Raw genomic sequence first — 20537 nt, forward strand, 5'->3', positions numbered from 1 at the left:
TATAGCGCTAATGCTTTTTACCTTAGTTACCGTCCCAATAACCTCCGTATACGCTGCAACAGGTTATACCCAAACCAAGTATCCGATTGTTCTGGTTCACGGTTTGTTTGGTTTTGATACCCTGGCAGGCGTTGATTACTTTTTCGGAATACCACATTCCTTAACAAAAGATGGCGCTACGGTTTATGTTGCACAGGTATCCGCGACCAATAGCAGCGAAGTTCGAGGGGAGCAACTGCTTGCTCAAGTAGAAACCTTACTTGCAGCAACAGGCGCAGAGAAAGTCAATCTCATTGGTCACAGTCATGGTGGTCCAACAACGCGCTATGTTGCCTCTGTCCGTCCTGACCTAGTCGCATCAGTTACGAGTATAGGAGGCGTTAATAAAGGGTCTAAAGTAGCCGATTTAGTTCGTGGCACCGTATCTGAGGGTTCGGGTAGTGAGCAGCTCGCGGTAAAACTGGCGCAAGGTTTAACCACTCTTATTAATCTTCTATCAGGTGGTTCTGATCTCGACCAAGACCCTTTGGCCTCATTAGCAGCATTAACCACGGAAGGATCATTAGCGTTTAACCAACACTACCCTGAGGGAGTCCCTACCAGTGAATGTGGTAATGGTGACTTGCTGGCTTCAAATGGCGTTTATTACTACTCATGGACCGGATCATCCACTTTTACAAACGTTTTCGATCCGACTGACGCTGCCATGATGGTACTTGGCTTAGCCTTTGATGGGCCAAATGATGGCTTAGTTGGTGCGTGCAGCACACATTTGGGCAAAGTCATACGTGATGATTATCAAATGAACCATTTGGATGAAATTAACGGCCTACTCGGTATTCATCATCTTTTTGAAACCGATCCAGTCACGCTTTATCGCCAACATGCAAATCGTCTCAAACTTCAAGGTTTATAAGAGGTCATCACAATGAAGAAAGTCGCTCTCACCACTTTTATCCTGCTCTCGATATTTGGCGTGGGAGCGCTTTCTCTGTTGCAAAGCGACAAACAACAAGAGATAACCTCTAACCATTCGCCATCTCAGCAAGATATAGCCGCCGATGTCTCTTCCCCAAAAGATTTCTTCGAATATTCTCTTAGCCGGCTGGGCGAAGAAGATCTCGATACGATCAAAGCGGAAGTCAATGATGACACTTTAGCAAAGCAAACTCTGAATATTGATGCCAAACTTTTTCAAACCTACCTTTCCTACAAGCAAGCACTCTCTGCATTAGAGCCTTTTGAGCACAACCACCTAACGCTTGAACAGTTAACCATGCTGAATGAAGCAATACTGAACTTACAGCTTCAATACTTTAACGAGGTGCAGATAACCCAATTGTTTGACGAAGAAAACCGACTTCGCCAACTTGCATTGGAAAAACTGACGATTAAAACACAGGCATCGGATATCGAGAGTCAGACCCACCTTCTCAATCAAGCGTTATCAGAACAACCGGATTACATACGAGAAAGTGAACGCAATAACGCATTAGCAGAGCAGCTCGAGCAAGCTTCTCAGCTTGATTCACAAGACATGTACATCGCCCGTGTTGCTCTGGTAGGAGATGCCGGAGCGCAGAGGCTGCAAAAGCTTGATGAGCAAAGAGCATCATTTAAGACTCAACTCGCCACTTACTTAAAGCAGCGTCAAAATATTCTGAATAGGGATTTTCTAGGGCAAGACGAAAAACAGGCAGAAATCATTGCTTTAAGAAAACAAAGCTTCGATGCCACTCAATGGCGTCGAATCGAAGCTTTGGAACGTATTCATGATAGCCAGAACTAACAACATTAGCTTAATAGCCAAACGTCACTTATTCTGCTTTTTAGGACATCCAACGATATGGTCATCCACCATGCCGACGGCTTGCATGAAAGCATAACAGATGGTTTCACCGACAAACTTGAAGCCTTTCTTTTTTAGGAATTTACTCATGGCTTTGGATTGCTCTGTCGAAGCTGGTACGTCACTCATATGTTGCCATTGATTGACGATTGGTTCACCGTCCACGAACTGCCACAACGCGTCTGATAAACTCCCGTATTCAGCAATTAACGCTTTGGCCGCTTTGGCATTACTAAATACCGAGTTAATCTTTCCGCGATGTCTCACAACATCGAAGTTTTCCACGATGTATTCAGCGCGTTCTTCATTTCTTTGTTCCAACGCATCTAGGTCGTAGTTCTCGAACGCTTCTCTGTAACCTTCGCGTTTTTTAAGGATGGTGATCCAGCTAAGCCCAGCTTGCGCACCTTCCAAAGTAATAAATTCAAACAGGACTTGGTCGTCATATACTGGCACGCCCCATTCGGAATCATGATATTCGCGTTCTAATGGGTGATTCATCGCCCACGCACACGTTTTTTGTTCTGTCATTATTCTTCCTTAAAAAGCGCCTCTAACTGATGAGCTAGAGGCGCGATATTTTTCATCGTTATATCAGTAGCACTAAGCCTGTTTCGGTACTGCCACTTTATGGAACAAACGATACAACACTGGCACGACAATCAGTGTCAGGACTGTCGCAAAACCCAAACCAAACATAATCGTAACCGCCATTGGTTTGAAGAAAATATCTGGCAACAGTGGGATCATACCAAGGATCGTCGTGATAGCAGCCATACAAACGGGACGGACGCGACTTACCGCAGCATCAACGACCGCGTCATAAGCCTCTTTACCGGACTTCATTTCAATTTCAATTTGGTCCAGTAATACGATGCCATTTTTGAGCACCATTCCCGATAAGCTTAAGAAGCCGAGCAATGCCATAAAACCAAACGGCGTGTTGAGTGCCAACAAACCAGTGGTGACACCAATTAACGCCAGCGGCACGGTAAGCCAAACAATGAGTGGCTCTTTGATAGAGTTAAATAGGAATACAGTGATCAAGAACATGAACAAGTACCCCATTGGCATAGTAGTAAACAGTGACTCTTGAGCATCACCTGAAGATTCGTATTCACCACCCCACTCTAAGGAATAACCTGGTGGTAATTGAATCGCTTCGATTTGGGGCTGTAAGCGTTTTTGCAACGTCGATGCGGTTTCTTCACCTAGAATATCTGGGTCTGCCATCACAGTGAGCATACGCTTACGGTTCTTACGCACAATAATAGGATCCTCCCAACGCATGTCGTAACCCATTGTGACTTGTTGAAGTGGGATAAACTCACTCTGTGCTGGACTCCATATTTTCATGCCTTCGATGTTACGAATATCAATGCGTTCATCTTCAGGTAAGCGAGCCACGATAGGCATGAGCGTAGTGCCGTCTCGGTAAAGACCTATCGTCATTCCAGAGAATGACATGGACAAGAAGTCATCGACATCTGATTTTGTAATGCCATAGCGACGTGCCTGACTCTCGTTAAACTGAGGTTCAAGAACTTGGGTTCGTTCACGCCAATCATGCCTGATATTTGTTGCCTGAGGATCGGCGTACATGATGTCCTTGACCTGAGCGGCTATCGTACGAAGGACGGTTGGATCTGAACCAATAATGCGCGCTTCAATTTTTGCACCACCACCAGGGCCTAACTCAATCTGTTTGAGCTTGTAATTGATTTCTGGGTAGTTGGCTTTTAAATACTCTCGAAACTTCGCCATTAATGGTTTTAACGCTTCGTAGTTTTCCATACGAGTGGTTATCTCACCATAAGCCGCATAACTTTTCTCTGGCGCGTACGTTAACATGAAGCGCTGTAAGCCTTTACCCGCGGTCGTCGTGATATGGTCAACATGCTCTTGCTTAGCTAACCAACTTTCTAACTCTTTAAGCGTTGTGTTGGTTGCTCGAATATCAGTTCCTTCTGGCATCCATACATCTAACTGAAAAATCGGCGTTGTCGAAGATGGGAAAAACGCTTGCTTCACAAAGGTGAACCCGTAAACACTTGCCGCTAATCCCGCAATCAGCACCACAACGGTAAACCAAGCACGACGCATACAAAACTGAAGAAACTTTTTATAAATAACGAAAATAACCCCGTTATATGGATCATTTTCTTCCCCTTCACCTTGTTTAATCTTCTGGCCTTTAAAGAAGATGTCAGCAAAGAACGGTGTCAACGAGATAGCGGTAAACCAACTCAACATCAATGAGATCAGCAGAACCGTAAACAAAGTGCCACAGTATTCACCCGTCGAGTCTTCAGACAGTCCAATGGGCGCAAATGCAGTTACAGCAATCACAGTTGCCCCAAGTAATGGCCACTTGGTTTGGGTAACGATGTCAGTCGCCGCTTGGAGTCGAGTTCGCCCTTTTTGCGTACCAATCAAAATCCCCTCAACCACGACGATTGCATTGTCCACCAACATACCTAACGCGATAACCAAGGCACCTAATGAAATCCGCTGCAAATCTATCGCGAGATACTTCATGAAAATGAACGTACCCAACACCGTCAGCAGTAAAATTAAACCGATAAGCAGACCTGAACGTAGCCCCATAAAGAACAGAAGTACGATAATGACGATACCGACAGCTTGAGCCAAGCTGACAACAAAACCGCTAACCGATTTATCCACCTCTTTAGGCTGACTGTAAATTTCCGAGATTTCGATACCAACAGGTTGTTGGTACTTTAGCTCTCCAAGGCGATGATCAAACGCTTTTCCGACTTCAACGACGTTGACGCCTTCAGCAAAAGAAACACCCACGTTTAGTGCGAGGCTGCCGTTAAAATTAATAATATTATTCGGGACTTCTACGTAACCACGTTTTATTTCCGCCACATCTTTCAAGAAGATGAGCCCCTGAGCACCCGACTCAGTAATCAACAAATCGCCTAGCTCATCCACACTCTGGAACTCGCCAGTCGGCTGAATTCTGATGTACTCATCACCAATTCTGATCGCTCCTGCGTCAGAAACTACGTTTTGCGTCGAAAGAAGATTAAACACGGTATCCGGAGCAAGACCTATACTGCTCAATTTTTTCATCGATACTTCGATGAACACTTGCTCTTGCTGTTGCCCAGATACCGAAACTTTACTCACGCCATCAACCAGTTCGAGCTCTCGGCGTAAGTAATCGACGTAATCCAGTAGCTCTTTATAGCTATAACCGTCGCCAGTCACCGCTAACAAAATCCCGTAAACATCACCAAAATCATCGATCACTTGAGGTTCATTCACACCTGGAGGCAACGTCCCTTTAAGGTCGTTCACTTTACGGCGCAACTCATCCCAAATTTGTGGTAGATCATCAGGGCCATAATTGTTCTTCATCGTGACCGTGATTTGCGATAATCCTCGGCTAGAAATCGAATTCACTTCATCAACATAAGTAAGCTGCTGAATCGCTTTTTCGATTGGATACGTCACTTCTTCTTCGACTTGTTGCGGTGTCGCACCAGGGTAAGAGGTCACTACCATCGCATCTTTAATAGTAAAAGCAGGGTCCTCAAGACGCCCTAAACCAAAGAATGCGGCGATACCACCAATCAAAAATATCAGTGCAACCATCCAACTGATGACGCGATTTCGGATGAAGTACGCAGCAATACCGGTCACATCATCATCACTTTGAGGCACTGATTTATTAAGATCGCTCATAGACCGGCCTCCTGCGTAGCCATTTCCTGTATCACTTCCACTTTCATGCCATCCCTTAATCGAGAAACACCGGCAATCACAACTTTGTCTTTGAGCATGAGACCATCAAGGATTTGAATGGACGTTTTAGATGCCTTACCTGCTCGCACCTGTTTGCGCGATACCGTATTGTCGTCATTCAGTACCCAAACAAATTTGTTTTCGCGCCCCAGCTCGTCACCGTCCGCATTGAAAATGGCTTCGATAGGGACATTAATTCCTAGGTTGAGATCAAGCCCAACATTCTCGTCTTTAGAAGTTACCTCAACAGCCATACCATCTAGGATGTACTCTTCTTCCGGCATAGGAAGCGACAGTGTGACAGTAAACGTACCTGTTGTTGGATCGGGCTCAGTCGTAAATTCTTTTACCGTCGCGTTATATTCATTACCACTGGGCACGCGCACTAATGCTTTGATCGCGGTAAGCCTTTCTTCCGTTGGCGGTTGGTTCACATAGAGGCGGTCAGGAAGCTGAATCAACACTTCGACTCGCTCCAAGCTGTGAATATTAACGATATGCTGTCCGACTTGAACATTTTCGAATTGGTCGATATTAACTCGCGAAATAATCCCATCCACGGGCGCTTTTAAGGCAGTAAATGATAGACGAAGTTTGGCTAACTGAAGCTCAGCTAAGGCGATTTGTCGTTGTGCTGCAATTTCATCAAACTGAGACTTAGCTAATAGGCCTTTATCAACCAAAGGGCGTGAGCGGCGATACTGACTGTCGACAACAGAAAAACGCGCACTCGCATTATCTACATCCAACTCATAGTCAGTGGGATCTAGCGTTGCAATAACATCACCCTTCGTGACTTTGTCGCCCTCTTTTACCATGATGCGGCTGACTTCTCCTGCCACTCTGAAGCTCAAATGAGAGCGATCCGCTGCATTCGCAACCGCAGGGAAGTACAAGTTGTCATCCACCTTGTTTCCCGCTAATGACGTAACTCTAACTCGTGGCGTTTCGAGCTCTTTTTCTGGCGCCTTATCCCCACAGCCAACGAGAAAAAGCGTTGAAAGTAAAGTCGCTAGAGAGATGATTCCTTTCATATTACAACCCTCTTTCCTTAATCCACGCTCTTACCTTAATTCCGGGTTCAATTACACTGACACCCGAGATAATGATTTGGTCGCCATCGTTAAGCCCGGCTAACACTTGATTTTTGTCATTCATCTCAATTGCGGCTTTGGATACAATGCCTTGCTCATCGACACGCCAAACGTATGTTTTGCCGTTTTCTTCTAGCAACGCGGAGTTAGGAATCTTTGTCGCTCCTGCACTTTTGGACAGGAGGTAAGCATTGCCAGACATTCCCGGCAAAAGGCCAATTTCTGCTGGCCGCTCCATGACCATCGTGACTTTGTAACTGCCCGTTTTAGGGTCGGCTTCTGTATCGATTTCCTGAAAGGTTAAGTCAAAGGCTCGCTCGGGGAACGCATCAAATATCATTCTGGCAGAGACATCGCTCCCCTGCGTGTAACGATTTAGAAGATAGTCTGGGATTTGGAATATCACTTTGAGGAGTTGGTTGGACTGAATATTCATCACCCCTTCTTTCGCGGCAACATATTCATGGTTTTCTGCTGGAATGTACGAAATAGTTCCATCATATGGCGCGACAAGTTTGGTATACCTTAAGTTTGCCTTTGCTTGATTCCATTGAGCTTTTGCCGAGTTGTGGTTCGCTTTTGCCTCATCAAAATCTTGCTCAGATACTACTTGGTCTTTACGTAGCTTTTGGTATCGCTTGTATTGCACATCTGCGAGCAAAAAATTTGCCCGAGCTTGCTGTTCGAGCAGAGAATATTCATCTGGGTTTAATGACGCCAAAACATCACCTTTACTGACGACTTGACCTTCATTCACTTCTATCGTTTGAAGAAGCCCAGGAACTCGAAATGTCAGTACTGCTCTATCGCCAGCTTCCGTCGTGGCAGGAAAATGTCGCTCAAACTGGGCATTGCCAACAGATACTGTAAATAGCTTCGCAGGGCGCGATTCAGGTTCAGGAACAGGAGGAAGTTCTTTACCGCACCCCGACAAGACAGCCGAGATGGCAATAGGAATGAGCAATTTTCTCATTACATTCATCCATAAAAATTGGGGGATTATTTTTAAAGTAGATGAATTTTGAACGAACTTCCAGAGCAGAAAAGATTAATAGTGCTTTAAAATTAGTAATTTGTGATAAAAAAGCAGGCTTTATGCCTGCTTCAGTTAAATCTTCTTTGGATACAAAATGCCTAAAGCTTACTGAATTCTCTGTTCACCCTATATGTATCAGACGTAACATAAGCTTCCATGTTACGAATTTTGCCATCAAGACGGTCAAAATCCCTTTCCAACACACTGAGCAGTTGATCAGGGCTTTGCCCTTTCTGCCAAGGCTTACTTTTGAGCGTATGCTCTTGCTGCGCTCTGATATTTTCAGAATACGTTACTGGTTGCTTTTCTAACATAAACGCCATCGCGACGTACGCTAACAATACCAAAAACGTACCACCTAACAGCGCTGCAGAAATCACTACAATACGAATCAACCAAACTTCTGCACCAAAGTAGTTGGCAATACCGGCGCAAACACCGGAGATTTTGCCATTTACTGGATCACGATACAGTTCTCGATTATTCATACTTGCGTCTCCATGTTGGTGACTCAGCATCCAAGATGCGCTCCAATGTATCAACTCGGGACTGCATCGCTTCTGCTTTTTCAGATAGTACCTGAAGGCGCTCTAAATCCTGGCTCGACAGTGCACTATCTGTTTTGCGTTTGCTGCGATAGTGTAAGAAGAGCCATAGTGGAGCGACAAAGATTAAAAAGACAATCACTGGTCCTGCTATAAAAAATGCCGACATAAATGGCTCCTTTCTTATTTATCTTTCGATGACATCTGTTCTTTCAGTTTTGCCAACTCTTTTTCAATTTCGTCTTGTGCCTGCAACTCTGCAAACTCTTGTTCTAGCGATTTAGCATTACCGGTTTGAGCATACAGGTCTGCTTCCGCTTCCATTTCATCCACTTTACGTGAGTATTGCTCGAATTTCGCCATCGCTTCATTAGTACGGCTAGTGTGCAGGTGTTTTTGCACATCACGACGGTTAGATGCAGTTTGGTTACGAATTGCTAGTGCTTGCTGTTTTGCGCGCGTTTCAGCAATTTTGCTTTCCAACTTACCAATCTCGCCAGTAAGCTTATCGATCGTTTCTTCCACTAAGGTTTGCTCAGTGTGGAGGCCTTTAATCACTTGCTCTAGCTTTTGCTTTTCAATTAACGCTGCACGAGCTAGATCTTCACGCTCTTTAACTAATGCTAAGCTCGCTTTTTGGCCCCATTCGCCAATTTGCTCTTCTAACGTTTCAACCTTACGAGCCAACTCTTTCTTGTCTGCAATCGCTTTAGCCGAGTTAGTACGCACTTCAACAAGTGTGTCTTCCATTTCTTGAATGATAAGACGGATCATTTTTTCAGGATCTTCCGCCTTGTCCAGTAATGCACTGATGTTTGAGTTAACGATATCTGCAAATCGAGAAAAAATACCCATAACGGAACTCCTCTTTTTTCCTATTAAAACTCGACAAGGTGGTGATTAACCTTGTGTCTCCCTGAATATATAACAAGTAACGTGCCAACTTATAATTTTCTTTTAAATCATAGTGTTATTCATTTTGTTGTCGTTACACACTATTGTGCTATGATGTTTTTCACCAACTGTTGGTGAAATTTACCAACTCTATCTCTAAATCATGGCTCGGCTGTTAAATAAGAAGGACTTTATGAAGCAAAACCTGATTGGTGAATCACCTGCTTTTCTCGCTGTACTAGATAAAGTATCACAACTTGCACCCATTGAGCGCCCTGTCCTCATCATTGGTGAACGAGGTACGGGTAAAGAACTCATCGCTCAGCGTTTGCATTATTTATCAAGACGTTGGGATAAACCACTACTATCACTCAACTGTGCGACATTAAGCGAAGGGCTAATAGATTCCGAATTGTTTGGACATGAATCCGGCTCCTTCACAGGCTCTAAAGGTAAGCATAAAGGGCGTTTCGAGCGTGCCGAGGGCGGTACTTTGTTTCTTGACGAGCTGGCGACCGCACCACTTTTAGTTCAAGAAAAGCTATTACGCGTCATCGAATATGGTGAATATGAGCGAGTTGGCGGTCATACCGCTCTCAATGCGGATGTTCGACTTGTTTGTGCAACCAATGCCGACCTACCAAAATTGGCAGAGCAAGGTGATTTTCGTGCAGATTTGCTCGACAGGCTAGCCTTCGATGTCATTATGTTACCGCCTCTTCGCGAGCGCAAAGAAGACATTCTCTCTTTAGCAGAGCACTACGCGATGAAAATGTGTCGTGAACTGCAACTGGAATACTTTGTCGGTTTTACCCCAAAAGCGCAGCAGTCGCTTATTGAATATGAATGGCCCGGTAACGTCCGCGAACTAAAAAACGTGATTGAACGTGCGATTTACCAACATGGTCTGAATGCTCACCCAATTGATGAACTGGTTTTCAATCCTTTTGAAACGGTTTGGCACAGCGCGCTTGGCCATAGTGCAAAACAAGCAGAACAACAAGAAGAGGAAGCATCAAGCAACACCATCCAATTCCCTCTAGACTATAAACAATGGCAAGAGGAACAAGATATCCATTTACTCAATCGTGCATTGGAAGAAGCCAAGTTTAATCAACGTCAAGCAGCCGAGCTACTTGGCTTGAGCTATCACCAATTACGAGGGATGGTTAGAAAATATGGTTTGGTCGGACAAAGCTAACTTGACCGAGAGTACTCAATCAATACACGAGCTCGTGACTGCGCTCTAATTCGCATGCATTTATGGCATAACACCTTACAGTGTATGGATTTTATGTTTGGAGCGAGTTCACAAAGGTGATAAATTAGCGAGATCATTTTCGCTTGTTAGCTTTGAAAGAGTAAGATCAAACGAAACGAGCAAGATCCAATGAACATTTCATATTATGAATGCTTTTATAAGATTATCGCTGAGCCTTATTGGGATTAGCCTACTGACCGCTTGTGGCGATGAAATTGACCACAATGATATTCGCAAAGCTGGCTTTGTGTTTTGCGGACAAGGTAAGCCGACCACGTTTAACCCTCAGCTTATTGATAGCGGTATTACCGCAGAGGCTCTGAGCCCGCAGCTGTACGATACGCTGCTCACGCTCGATCCTAAATCACATCAGCCCGTGGCAAGCATCGCCGAGAGTTGGTCAGTAAATGAATCAGGGACGGAATACACGTTTAAGCTTAAACGTGGTGTTAAATTCCAAACCACACCTTGGTTCACACCCACTCGCTCATTGAATGCAAAAGATGTGGTATTTAGCTTCAAGCGAATCATCGATGTAGACCATCCTTTTCACCAAGTAGGTGGTGGTTTTTATCCATGGTTTGCAGGGTTAGATTTTCAAAACCTACTCCAAGACGTGGTTGCAATAGATGAGTATACGGTAAGGTTTACGTTATCTCAGCCAAACTTTTCTTTCTTGGCCAATATTGCCACCAGCCATGCGGTTATCTTGTCTGCGGAGTATGGACAGCAATTGGCAGCAAAAGATCATAAAGAAGAAATCGACCAACTTCCTATCGGTACCGGCCCTTATCAATTAAAAGAGTACCAAGTGAACGACTTGATTCGATTAGAGCGTCATTCAAATTACTGGAAGTCACCAGCAAAAATGGAACAAGTGGTGTTCGATATCTCTCACAGAGGGACGGGTACATTAGCTAAACTTTTAAGAAACGAGTGTGACGTACTCTCTTCACCTATTTCGAGCCAAATACCTGTCATTCAAGAAAATGACAACCTTGAGCTGACGGCTACACCAGCTAACAACGTTTCCTTTATTGCGATAAACACAGAAACCACCGCGCTGAGTGATGCTCGAGTTCGCCAAGCTCTTAACTTAGCGATCAACCGTCAAAATATTTTAGATTCGGTTTACTACGGAACTGGCTCCCAAGCTTATACCTTGCTACCACCTAATTCATGGGCTTATCAAAAAGACAGCGTAAAAATTCGTTATGACCGGAATTATGCATTGGCACTACTTCGAGATGCAGGCTACGAAGACGGCCTAGAATTGACCATGTGGGTACCACTTGAACCACGTGCTTTTAACCCAAGCCCTCGCAAGACCGCAGAGCTAATCCAAGCGAATTTTGCCGATATTGGGGTTAAATTAACGCTACTTACCGATGATAGGTTTGAACGTGTGGATTTGGAGAACATCAACGATATCGATTTACTTTTAACTGGTTGGATTGGTGATACCGGGGATCCTGACAACTTTTTCCGCCCTTTATTATCTTGCGAGTCTGACCGCGTTGGCCTTAACGTGTCCATGTGGTGTAACGATGACTTCGATTTCTTGCTCGATTTGGCTTTAGAAACTCAAGAACCGCGTTACCGTTTGAACCTATATCGCCAAGCACAGAACATTTTGAATCAAGAGTTCCCGGTTATTCCTCTGGCGCATGGCGTGCAGTTCCGTGTGCACGACAAATCGCTGACAGGCTTCAAATCAAGCCCTTTCAATGCCCAACCGTTTGATAGAGTTGAGAGAATTCACTGATGTTTTGGTATACCGTTCGACGCTTTAACCTATTTATCATCACTTTGATGATCCTTACATTAGTGGGTTTTTCTCTGCTGCGCCTTGACCCTCTCTCGCACTGGGCAAACGTTGATTTTTGGTCTGGCTGGCAAACTTACTTGATCAACCTTTCTCAACTCGATTTTGGCATAAGTAAAAACGGCAATGCGATTTACGACGAGCTCGCCGTTGTATTCCCAGCCACTTTGGAATTGTGTTTCTTTGCCTTTTTGGTGTCCCTTTTGATCGGCATTCCACTTGGAACCGTGGCTGGGATGAAGCAAGGTAAATGGCTCGATACCAGCATTTCATTCATGTCAATGTCTGGTTATTCCGCCCCAATCTTTTGGGTTGCTCTGTTACTTATCATGGTCTTTTCATTGGAATACCAACTCTTTCCCGTTGCGGGACGGTATGATTTACTTTACGAAATTGATCATGTAACCGGGTTTGCCATTATCGACGCATTCATGGCGAAAGGCGAATACCGCGCTCATGCACTGCAAAGCGTCATTGAGCATATGGTGCTGCCATGTTTGGTGCTCGCTTTGGCTCCAACCACCCAGGTTGTCGGACTAATGCGTTCCTCGGTAGCGGAAGTGATGAGCCAAAACTACATCCGTGCAGCGAGAATCAAAGGTCTTTCTAACCGCGAAATCGTAACTCAACATGTATTGCGGAATGCGATACCGCCTATCATTCCCAAAGTTGGTGTTCAACTTTCGAGTATGATTACCTTAGCTATCATCACGGAGTCTATTTTTAACTGGCCAGGTATTGGTCGTTGGCTTTTAGATGCGCTAGCAAGCCAAGACTATGCATCTATCCAAGCTGGCGTGATGGTACTTGCGACTTTGGTTCTTACCGCTAACATTCTCTCGGATTTGATTGGCGCGATGATTAACCCTTTAGTTCGAAAGGAATGGTATGCTAACAAATAACGTTTATCAGGAAGAGCGCATTCCAACACAGTTTGAGCGTTTTTGGCGAAGCTACCGCGCCAACGGACTAGCCATGTTTGGCTTGTGGTGCTTGGTGTTTATCGTCCTTATTACCATTTTTGCGCCCCTACTTGCACCATTTGACGCCCAAGCACAGTCAGGTGAGTTGCTTGTGCCGCCATCATGGGCCCCAGCAGGAACGGTTGATTACTTTTTGGGGACCGATGACTTAGGTAGAGATATTCTTTCGCGCCTGATTATGGGCTCTCAGCTAACATTTGGCGCTGCTGTCGCCATCACCGCAATTGCTGCCGTTGTAGGCTGTTTAATTGGCGTATTGGCAGGTATGACGAAAGGCTTACTGTCGAGTACTCTCAACCACTTGCTCGATACCGTCATGTCGATCCCGTCGCTCTTATTAGCAATCATTTTTGTGGCATTTCTCGGCTTTGGTGGGTTCAATATTTTACTCGCAATCTGCTTAGCTTTGATTCCGCGTTTTATTCGCTCTGTTTATATCGCAGTCCACACCGAAGTTGAAAAAGACTACATAATGGCAGCACGCCTTGATGGAGCTAATGATTTCTACTTACTGTGGAGTTCAATTCTTCCTAACATTCTGACGGTCATTGCCGCTGAAATCACACTCGCGCTGTCTGCTGCGATTTTAGATATTACGGCACTGGGTTTTCTTGGCCTAGGCGCACAGGCCCCAAGCACCGAGTGGGGAGCAATATTAGGTGACTCTGTCGAGCTTATTTATATTGCACCTTGGACAGTGACCCTACCCGGCCTGACCATCATGTTTACTGTTATTACCCTAAACTTAGTAGGTGAAGGTGTACGTCAAGCGCTTAATGCGGGGATCGAATAATGCCGTTGTTAGATATTCGACATTTGACCATTGAGATCGAAACACCTCAAGGGTTGGTCAAAGCCGTTGACCGAATGAGCCTAACTTTGAACGAAGGCGAAATTCGTGGTCTTGTAGGTGAGTCTGGTTCAGGGAAAAGCTTAGTTGCAAAAGCGATTGTCGGGGTAAGTAAAGATAACTGGCGCATCACCGCAGACCGTATGCGCCTTGGCAATATTGACTTGCTTCAGCTTACACCAAAAGAGCGTCGGCGCGTCATTGCTCGTGATATTGCGATGATTTTCCAAGAACCTTCAACTTGTCTTGACCCTTCAGAGGAAGTCGGGCGTCAATTGATTGAATCCATTCCATCTCGCGCATTTGAAGGGAAATGGTGGGAGCGATTTAAATGGCGTAAAAAACAGGCCATCGCGCTTTTGCATAAAGTGGGTATTAAAGATCACAAGCGTTTAATGGGTAGCTATCCTTATGAACTGACTGATGGTGAGTGTCAAAAAGTCATGATTGCCATGGCGATAGCGACCAAACCAAAGTTGCTGATCGCAGATGAGCCAACCAACGACTTAGACCCGATTACCCAATCGCAAATTTTGCGTCTGTTGAGCCGCATGAACCAACTTAATAACACAACCATTCTGCTTATCGGCCACGACTTAGCGACCATAACACAGTGGGCAGGACGTATTACGGTAATGTATTGTGGTCAGTCGGTGGAGTCTGCCGATACCAGTAAAATCATTGCGGCACCCAAGCACCCGTACACCGATGCCTTGCTTAAAGCGATGCCTGACTTTAATGATTGGGTACCACACAAGCAAAAACTCCAATCCCTACCGGGCTCGATTCCGCCATTGCAGCATCTACCTATCGGTTGTCGCCTCGGACCACGTTGCCCATATGCGCAGAAACAATGTGTAGAAATTCCACACACCAGACGAATTAAGAATCATAAATTTAACTGCCACTTTCCATTGAACACGGAGAAAAAGTCATGAGTGCGTTACTTGAAGTCGATAATTTATCGAAGCAATTTGTTACGCGCTCCCGTCTGTTCAAACGCCAGGTTAATGAGGCAGTAAAACCGGTAAGCTTTACTTTAGAGCCAGGGCAAACTATTGGTTTTATTGGTCAAAACGGGTCAGGAAAATCCACACTAGCTCGTATGCTTGCTGGCGTTGTTGAACCAAGCTCCGGAGAGATCCGTGTGAATGGCGAACGATTGGAGCACAAAGATTACGCGACACGCTGCAAGCTCATCCGCATGATTTTCCAAGATCCAAACACATCGTTAAACCCACGAATCCAGATTGGTCGTATTTTAGAAGGTCCGCTAAAGCGAAATACCAACATGCCGCCAGATGCGCGCATGCAGCGTGTAAAGAACACCCTGCTCCGCGTAGGATTGCTGCCTGAGCACGCCTATTTTTATCCACAAATGCTAGCTGCCGGTCAAAAACAGCGCGTGTGTTTGGCTCGTGCACTTATTCTTCAACCTTCCATCATTGTCGCTGATGAGGCGTTAAACGGTTTGGATATGGCAATGCGCTCGCAGATCATTAACTTATTCCTCGAGTTGCAAGAAGAGATGGGATTGTCATTTGTGTACGTGTCTCAGCATATTGGCATTGTTAAGCATATTACTGATAAAGTGATGGTGATGCATGAAGGTGAAGTGGTCGAGTTTGGCGAGACCAACCAAGTACTGACTCATCCCGAGCATCCTATTACTCAACGACTAGTCGAAAGCCACTTTTATAAAGCGCCAAGCCATCAAACAAAATAGCTTATCAAAGATGTAATCGTTCAAATGTAAAGAAGCCTGCTTTAACGCAGGCTTCTTTATTGCATGGGTACTAATCAAAGAACTAACGGCGGCTCGCTTGTTTGCGCAGTTCAAAATCAAACTCGTCAGGAAACAATACGACCCCTTCTTCATTTTGATTTGGGAATACAACAATCGATAGCTCGTCATCCTCTAGACCAGAGGTCCAACGGCTGTGCCACTTGTTTAAAGAGATCGCCTCAGGCTCGCAATCTTCCCAATCACCATTCGCCCATTGCAAAGCGAACTCTTCGTTTGGCCATACTGGTACACAATCATCATCTTCTGTATTTAACATGACACAGCCATGTTCGTCTTTCAGAATCCAAACCTTACGATTCGCCACAATCTCTTTTACGCAGTACTTTAAACGTTGCTCTTCGTTGTAGCGATTAATGGTATCCATCTGCTCTTGGGTCAGTTGCTCAGACATATTCGTCTCCTATTTCCCATAGAAAAATGCCCGCAGCTAGGCGGGCATTTAAAGTATATGCTAGAAAATTAAGCTAGCTCAGTTTGAAGCCAAGGCCAACCTTGCTTCTTACGGCTTAGCGTGTTTTCCATCATTAGCATGCCGTCTTTTTCGTGCTTAACAAGCTTCTCAGCCCACTCACCTTTGTATAGAAGACGAGTTTGAGCAGTCGTGATGTCTGTTAGCATTACAGCAGCGAACGCTAGGTTATCTTTCTCACAACGAGATTCTAGGTCTGCTTCTAGTGCTTCGATCATACCGTCAACTTGCTCAAGAGTTGCAAGTTCAACCTGACCAACCACTACGTCACGACCGTTGAATGGGTAACCTTTAAGGTCTTTCTCAACAAGCTCAGCCGCTGATAGACCTTCGATGTTTGTTTTAGCAATTAGAAGATCTTTAGTGAACGCGTCAACATCTTGTACGTCTGCGATTGCCGCTAATTCAGCAACGGCATCTTTGTCTTTTTGTGTACAAGTTGGAGAAGCAAAACCTACTGTGTCAGATAGAATTGCTGACATCATTAGCTTAGCAATTTGTGGAGTAATCGCGTGACCTTCAATCTTGAACATGTTGAATAGAACAGTGTTGGTACAACCAACAGGCCAGATCCATGCTTCCATTGGGTTTACTGTCATCACGTCACCTAGACGGTGGTGGTCAACAATACCCGCAATTTCAGCTTCTGCGATATCGTCTGGTGCTTGTGCTAGATCTGAGTAATCTACTAGCCAAACGGTCTCACCCGCAACTGATGTGCGAAGCTCAGGAACTTCAGCGCCAGCAACTTCTAGGATGTGCTGAGTTTCACGGTTGATTTCGCCTTGGCGAATTGGCATAGCTTCAACGCCACGCGCTTTTAGAAGTTCAGTTGCAACGAGTGCACTACAAATACTGTCACTGTCTGGGTTCTTATGACCTACAACTAGAATCATGTTTCTTCCTATTCAAGTCAATTTTATACGCCGCCTAATACAGTTAATTAGGGCGTGTTTGCTCACAAAGGCCGATACTTTACCTGATTTCAGAGAGTTTGACACGAAGAAAAGTTCACAATGCTATTGCGAATAAATCTCATTTACATATAATGATAATTATTCCTATTTGCATTTGAGTAAACGATGAACGCGACCCAATTATTACACTCTGCACAACAGTTGTTTCAGCCTACTCAGTTTCGTTTAGCTTATAAGCGATTGCTGATCCCTATCGTCATGCTCATTTTGCTAGGCAATGAAAATACACGTGACGTAGCCGTACAGACGCTATCCGACTCATTCTGGGCAGTGTCATGCTATGTTGCTGCCACATTGGCTATTTATCATTATCTTTCAAACTTTATGTCGAAAACCAATCGAATTACCGAGCTATATCATCGCTCGCGTAATCATCAGGTTTTCTTTGCTTCTTTATTGGGTGCTTTGCCTGGCTGTGGTGGCGCTATTGTTGTGACAACGCAATTTATTAGTGGCCGAGTGGGATTTGGTGCGATTGTCGCGGTACTTACTTCAACAATGGGTGACGCTGCCTTTTTACTTCTTGCCGCCAAACCAAGTGTTGGATTAGGCGTGGTTGGATTAGGCATTATCGTGGGTACTCTTTCAGGGTTAGTCGTTAATGCTTTTCATGCTGATAACTTTCTGCGACCAGAACCAAAAGAAGCACCTCAGACACATGCTTGTTGCCAACACCAGACAGACCGACACACGCCTCTTGAACAACGTGCAATCAATCTACAAGGCGCATTTTGGAAATGGCTTATTGTGCCTGCTAGTGTCGTTGCTGTGTTAATGTCTTTCCAAATAGATATTAATCAGTTGCTATCTTTGAAAGCCAACACCATTGAATGGCTGGGCGCTATCTTCGCGGTGATCACAATGTCGTTGTGGGCTATGACAAAAGAGCTCGGCGATTATCAGTCAACGGTCTCTGAAGATGAAAAAATTGTGGACTCGCATCCAATTCAAAAAGCGGCTCAAGACACAAACTTCGTCAGTGCTTGGGTGATCGTCGCTTTTCTGGCGTTTGAACTGACGACCTATTTTTCTGGAATCGACCTCGTAGAAACCTTTTCTCATTGGGGGATATGGATGCCATTAGCTGGCTTAGCCATTGGTATGCTACCTGGTTGTGGTCCGCAAATTTTAGTCACTAGCCTGTACATCTCTGGTGCAGCGCCACTTTCGGCGCAATTGGCAAATGCGATTTCTAACGATGGTGACGCCCTATTCCCCGCCATTGCTATGGCACCGAAAGCTGCTTTGGTCGCGACTATTTATTCGTCCATTCCTGCGTTTATTGTTGGATACGGGTATTACTTTTTATTCGAGTTCTAACGCCCAGAGCATCAAAACGAGAAAGGAGCCGCAATAGGCTCCTTTCTTGATCTTGGTATTAGGCGATTTACTTCACGTTATGCTGTAACGATCGCTTTCGCATTGAGCCCTTTATCCACGCTCACCATTAACAACTGGCAAGGTTCTTGGTTTAGCTTTTCCCCTGTCCAGTAATCATACCAGTCCACCGGTTGATCAGACGTCAGCGTAAATTCCATCGCTCCGTAACTCGCATAATTAAACAAACAATGGAGGTCATTCTTCGTCGTTAGTTTTAAAAACGCGTGATTTAAACTCAAAGCGGTAAACTTTGCAGATTGCTGGTTACGTTGTTGACGTAACATGAGCTTAGCCAGTGTCTTCTTAGCAAACGGCGTAATCTCAGGGAGTGGGTCGCCAGACAGCAGCAAACCACCACTCGCTAATAACACCGTGCGATGAAATTCATACTCTTCTCTGGATGCAGATTGATTAGCTAATGAAGTGAATGTCGCGCAATCCGGGTCAATTTGCCACAGTTTTCGGTGCTGCCAACTACGGTAAAAGGTTTCTCTGGCTATCTGCTCGAATCGACGACTATGACGCTCTACATCGTCAGAAACACGCATTGCATCCACAAGCCCCAGAGATGGCCACATTGGCGCGTTGCAACCTAAAAGCCACGCATCACCAGCGCCTTTGGCAATCGCTTCCATTCCTAAGCGATACGCCTCAACGCCTGTAATACCAGATTGTTTACGAACACCTTTTAAGGTGCCCCAATAGTTCGCGTCTAGCTTGAACAACTCAACGCCCCACTCTTGTCTCATGACAGAGACCACATTCGTCAGATGGTCTTGCACTTCTGGATTTGAGGTATCGAGTATGTACCAAGGTGTGCAGCGCCAACCACCGTATGTGACATCTTCTGCTTTAAGTAAGCTTCCATCTTTGTGGCGAACAAACCAATCTGGATGCTGTTTGAAGATCTCCGACTCAGGCTGAGCAATAAAGGGCGCCATCCAAATCGCCGGCTTTTTGCCTTTTGCACGGATACTATGAATGAGCTCTTTTACGCCACCAGAAAACTTATCTGATGGGGTTAACCAATCGCCCATAAAGGCTTGATAGCCATCATCCAGAAGTACCCACTCCAGGTCTTCGAGCTTATCTTGCATGCAATCAACGTTCTGCATGATGTTTTGCTCTGTCACGTCTGCGTAGTACGCGTACCACGAACACCAACCAACAGGCGCATCTTGTGTCACACCTTGGCGAACAGGATGATGCTTTGCAATCATCTCGCCATAGGTTTGATAAAGCTCGGACAGCGATTGACCACAGAGTACCGCCACGGATTCAAGTTGATTACTTTCCCAATCCGCCACTTGAGTCAACTCACCATCAATTGCGGCTGATAAAACCCAATGCCCATCACGCAGTACAACATCAAAATAGCCAGCAAAGCGATGACATGATGTGAAGCCATACAATGTGTAGCCAGCCGAGCCTTCCACCACTAAATAGTTGTAATAACGCTTAGGGGCATCTTTAGGGTAGATTCGATAAGAAGGATTATTGTCTGGGCAGCGACCAATATCAACGGGGTGATTGATCGTTCCCGCCGTTTGCGCCAACATTTGAAAACCATCCCCAATTACGTTGGCCTCGTGCTCGTACAAAAACGGCATTTCGAGCAACACTTCACGGTCGGTAAAGGTTTTATTGTGAATACCAGCAAAAGAAAAATGTAATTGATTACCCTCGACTTCAACTTGGAAGTCATTGTTATTCACAGTGATCTCAGTGTGATTTGCTAATTGAATGCTCTGAGCCATAATGGGTCTACTCACTTAATTATTATTGTTTAGCTT

At 45.0% G+C, this 20537-nt stretch carries 19 protein-coding genes; 9 read left to right on the forward strand and 10 right to left on the reverse strand.

The annotated features are described in order from the left end of the window. Positions 1 to 10: 10 nt before the first annotated feature. Together R7127_RS06400 and R7127_RS06405 are read left to right on the forward strand one after the other, a co-directional pair. The gene (locus tag R7127_RS06400) at positions 11 to 916 is read left to right on the forward strand and encodes an esterase/lipase family protein (RefSeq protein ID WP_017820863.1); all 906 of its coding nucleotides are present in this window, start codon (positions 11 to 13) and stop codon (positions 914 to 916) included. 12 nt (positions 917 to 928) lie between these two features. Then, positions 929 to 1789, forward strand: a complete 861-nt coding sequence (locus R7127_RS06405; RefSeq protein WP_064376947.1) for a lipase secretion chaperone — start codon at positions 929 to 931, stop codon at positions 1787 to 1789. A gap of 24 nt (positions 1790 to 1813) precedes the next feature. Here R7127_RS06405 and R7127_RS06410 read toward each other — a convergent pair whose 3' ends face one another. From R7127_RS06410 to pspA, 7 genes are all read right to left on the reverse strand, one after another. Continuing rightward, positions 1814 to 2380: a DNA-3-methyladenine glycosylase I gene (locus R7127_RS06410; protein ID WP_005378109.1), complete on the reverse strand. Its 567-nt coding sequence runs from the start codon at positions 2378 to 2380 to the stop codon at positions 1814 to 1816. Between the two features lie 72 nt (positions 2381 to 2452). Continuing rightward, entirely contained in the window at positions 2453 to 5563 is a 3111-nt protein-coding gene (gene vmeI / locus R7127_RS06415; protein WP_064376948.1) for an efflux RND transporter permease subunit VmeI, read from the reverse strand. Continuing rightward, positions 5560 to 6657 carry an efflux RND transporter periplasmic adaptor subunit gene (locus R7127_RS06420; RefSeq protein ID WP_005378112.1) on the reverse strand — a complete coding sequence of 366 codons (1098 nt, stop codon included), beginning with the start codon at positions 6655 to 6657 and terminating at the stop codon, positions 5560 to 5562. The genes vmeI and R7127_RS06420 overlap by 4 nt, the downstream gene beginning before the upstream one ends. 1 nt (position 6658) lies before the next feature. Beyond that, positions 6659 to 7690, reverse strand: a complete 1032-nt coding sequence (locus R7127_RS06425) for an efflux RND transporter periplasmic adaptor subunit (protein ID WP_005378114.1) — start codon at positions 7688 to 7690, stop codon at positions 6659 to 6661. A 161-nt stretch (positions 7691 to 7851) separates the two neighbouring features. Then, on the reverse strand, positions 7852 to 8241 hold the full coding sequence (pspC, locus tag R7127_RS06430; RefSeq protein WP_017634673.1) for an envelope stress response membrane protein PspC: 390 nt from the start codon (positions 8239 to 8241) through the stop codon (positions 7852 to 7854). Beyond that, positions 8234 to 8467: an envelope stress response membrane protein PspB gene (gene pspB / locus R7127_RS06435; protein ID WP_005378117.1), complete on the reverse strand. Its 234-nt coding sequence runs from the start codon at positions 8465 to 8467 to the stop codon at positions 8234 to 8236. The genes pspC and pspB overlap by 8 nt, the downstream gene beginning before the upstream one ends. 14 nt (positions 8468 to 8481) lie before the next feature. After that, positions 8482 to 9153 (reverse strand): phage shock protein PspA, encoded by a 672-nt coding sequence (pspA, locus tag R7127_RS06440; RefSeq protein WP_005378119.1) that lies wholly within the window; start codon positions 9151 to 9153, stop codon positions 8482 to 8484. Positions 9154 to 9385: 232 nt separating this feature from the next. Between pspA and pspF the strand changes: the two genes are divergently transcribed. The 6 genes from pspF to R7127_RS06470 all read left to right on the forward strand — a co-directional run bounded on the left by pspF (position 9386) and on the right by R7127_RS06470 (position 15837). Further along, positions 9386 to 10393: a phage shock protein operon transcriptional activator gene (gene pspF / locus R7127_RS06445; RefSeq protein WP_017820869.1), complete on the forward strand. Its 1008-nt coding sequence runs from the start codon at positions 9386 to 9388 to the stop codon at positions 10391 to 10393. A 205-nt stretch (positions 10394 to 10598) separates the two neighbouring features. Then, positions 10599 to 12218 carry an ABC transporter substrate-binding protein SapA gene (sapA, locus tag R7127_RS06450; protein ID WP_064376950.1) on the forward strand — a complete coding sequence of 540 codons (1620 nt, stop codon included), beginning with the start codon at positions 10599 to 10601 and terminating at the stop codon, positions 12216 to 12218. Further along, a complete protein-coding gene (locus tag R7127_RS06455) occupies positions 12218 to 13180 on the forward strand; it encodes an ABC transporter permease (RefSeq protein WP_005378122.1) in 963 nt (320 codons plus the stop codon). The genes sapA and R7127_RS06455 overlap by 1 nt, the downstream gene beginning before the upstream one ends. Then, on the forward strand, positions 13167 to 14054 hold the full coding sequence (locus R7127_RS06460; RefSeq protein WP_005378123.1) for an ABC transporter permease subunit: 888 nt from the start codon (positions 13167 to 13169) through the stop codon (positions 14052 to 14054). Before R7127_RS06455 ends, R7127_RS06460 begins: the two co-directional genes overlap by 14 nt. Next, the gene (locus R7127_RS06465; RefSeq protein WP_005378126.1) at positions 14054 to 15049 is read left to right on the forward strand and encodes an oligopeptide/dipeptide ABC transporter ATP-binding protein; all 996 of its coding nucleotides are present in this window, start codon (positions 14054 to 14056) and stop codon (positions 15047 to 15049) included. Before R7127_RS06460 ends, R7127_RS06465 begins: the two co-directional genes overlap by 1 nt. Then, a complete protein-coding gene (locus R7127_RS06470; RefSeq protein WP_005393308.1) occupies positions 15046 to 15837 on the forward strand; it encodes an ATP-binding cassette domain-containing protein in 792 nt (263 codons plus the stop codon). Before R7127_RS06465 ends, R7127_RS06470 begins: the two co-directional genes overlap by 4 nt. Positions 15838 to 15919: 82 nt before the next feature. On the opposite strand, the gene R7127_RS06475 is transcribed toward R7127_RS06470, so the two are convergent. Together R7127_RS06475 and R7127_RS06480 are read right to left on the reverse strand one after the other, a co-directional pair. Then, positions 15920 to 16309, reverse strand: coding sequence for a DUF2750 domain-containing protein (locus R7127_RS06475; protein WP_005378129.1), 390 nt, complete (start codon positions 16307 to 16309; stop codon positions 15920 to 15922). A gap of 68 nt (positions 16310 to 16377) precedes the next feature. Continuing rightward, positions 16378 to 17283 carry a manganese-dependent inorganic pyrophosphatase gene (locus R7127_RS06480; RefSeq protein WP_017634678.1) on the reverse strand — a complete coding sequence of 302 codons (906 nt, stop codon included), beginning with the start codon at positions 17281 to 17283 and terminating at the stop codon, positions 16378 to 16380. A 186-nt stretch (positions 17284 to 17469) separates the two neighbouring features. On the opposite strand from R7127_RS06480, the gene R7127_RS06485 reads away from it, so the two are divergent. Then, entirely contained in the window at positions 17470 to 18684 is a 1215-nt protein-coding gene (locus R7127_RS06485) for a putative manganese transporter (RefSeq protein WP_025766868.1), read from the forward strand. Between the two features lie 77 nt (positions 18685 to 18761). Here R7127_RS06485 and R7127_RS06490 read toward each other — a convergent pair whose 3' ends face one another. Beyond that, on the reverse strand, positions 18762 to 20501 hold the full coding sequence (locus tag R7127_RS06490; RefSeq protein WP_172563318.1) for a glycoside hydrolase family 36 protein: 1740 nt from the start codon (positions 20499 to 20501) through the stop codon (positions 18762 to 18764). Positions 20502 to 20537 lie beyond the last annotated feature (36 nt).

Source organism: Vibrio sp. 1159 (assembly GCF_033340395.1).
In the GTDB taxonomy this organism is placed as follows: Bacteria; Pseudomonadota; Gammaproteobacteria; order Enterobacterales; family Vibrionaceae; genus Vibrio; species Vibrio alginolyticus.

What these genes read in the sequence shown, in the direction of transcription:
- R7127_RS06400 (WP_017820863.1), top strand. Translation starts at nt 11, where the DNA reads ATGCTTTTTACCTTAGTTACCGTCCCAATAACCTCCGTATACGCTGCA.
- pspC (WP_017634673.1), bottom strand. Translation starts at nt 8,241, where the DNA reads ATGAATAATCGAGAACTGTATCGTGATCCAGTAAATGGCAAAATCTCC.
- pspA (WP_005378119.1), bottom strand. Translation starts at nt 9,153, where the DNA reads ATGGGTATTTTTTCTCGATTTGCAGATATCGTTAACTCAAACATCAGT.
- pspF (WP_017820869.1), top strand. Translation starts at nt 9,386, where the DNA reads ATGAAGCAAAACCTGATTGGTGAATCACCTGCTTTTCTCGCTGTACTA.
- R7127_RS06465 (WP_005378126.1), top strand. Translation starts at nt 14,054, where the DNA reads ATGCCGTTGTTAGATATTCGACATTTGACCATTGAGATCGAAACACCT.
- R7127_RS06405 (WP_064376947.1), top strand. Translation starts at nt 929, where the DNA reads ATGAAGAAAGTCGCTCTCACCACTTTTATCCTGCTCTCGATATTTGGC.
- R7127_RS06475 (WP_005378129.1), bottom strand. Translation starts at nt 16,309, where the DNA reads ATGTCTGAGCAACTGACCCAAGAGCAGATGGATACCATTAATCGCTAC.
- R7127_RS06485 (WP_025766868.1), top strand. Translation starts at nt 17,470, where the DNA reads ATGAACGCGACCCAATTATTACACTCTGCACAACAGTTGTTTCAGCCT.
- vmeI (WP_064376948.1), bottom strand. Translation starts at nt 5,563, where the DNA reads ATGAGCGATCTTAATAAATCAGTGCCTCAAAGTGATGATGATGTGACC.
- pspB (WP_005378117.1), bottom strand. Translation starts at nt 8,467, where the DNA reads ATGTCGGCATTTTTTATAGCAGGACCAGTGATTGTCTTTTTAATCTTT.
- R7127_RS06425 (WP_005378114.1), bottom strand. Translation starts at nt 7,690, where the DNA reads ATGAGAAAATTGCTCATTCCTATTGCCATCTCGGCTGTCTTGTCGGGG.
- R7127_RS06460 (WP_005378123.1), top strand. Translation starts at nt 13,167, where the DNA reads ATGCTAACAAATAACGTTTATCAGGAAGAGCGCATTCCAACACAGTTT.
- R7127_RS06420 (WP_005378112.1), bottom strand. Translation starts at nt 6,657, where the DNA reads ATGAAAGGAATCATCTCTCTAGCGACTTTACTTTCAACGCTTTTTCTC.
- sapA (WP_064376950.1), top strand. Translation starts at nt 10,599, where the DNA reads ATGAATGCTTTTATAAGATTATCGCTGAGCCTTATTGGGATTAGCCTA.
- R7127_RS06490 (WP_172563318.1), bottom strand. Translation starts at nt 20,501, where the DNA reads ATGGCTCAGAGCATTCAATTAGCAAATCACACTGAGATCACTGTGAAT.
- R7127_RS06410 (WP_005378109.1), bottom strand. Translation starts at nt 2,380, where the DNA reads ATGACAGAACAAAAAACGTGTGCGTGGGCGATGAATCACCCATTAGAA.
- R7127_RS06455 (WP_005378122.1), top strand. Translation starts at nt 12,218, where the DNA reads ATGTTTTGGTATACCGTTCGACGCTTTAACCTATTTATCATCACTTTG.
- R7127_RS06470 (WP_005393308.1), top strand. Translation starts at nt 15,046, where the DNA reads ATGAGTGCGTTACTTGAAGTCGATAATTTATCGAAGCAATTTGTTACG.
- R7127_RS06480 (WP_017634678.1), bottom strand. Translation starts at nt 17,283, where the DNA reads ATGATTCTAGTTGTAGGTCATAAGAACCCAGACAGTGACAGTATTTGT.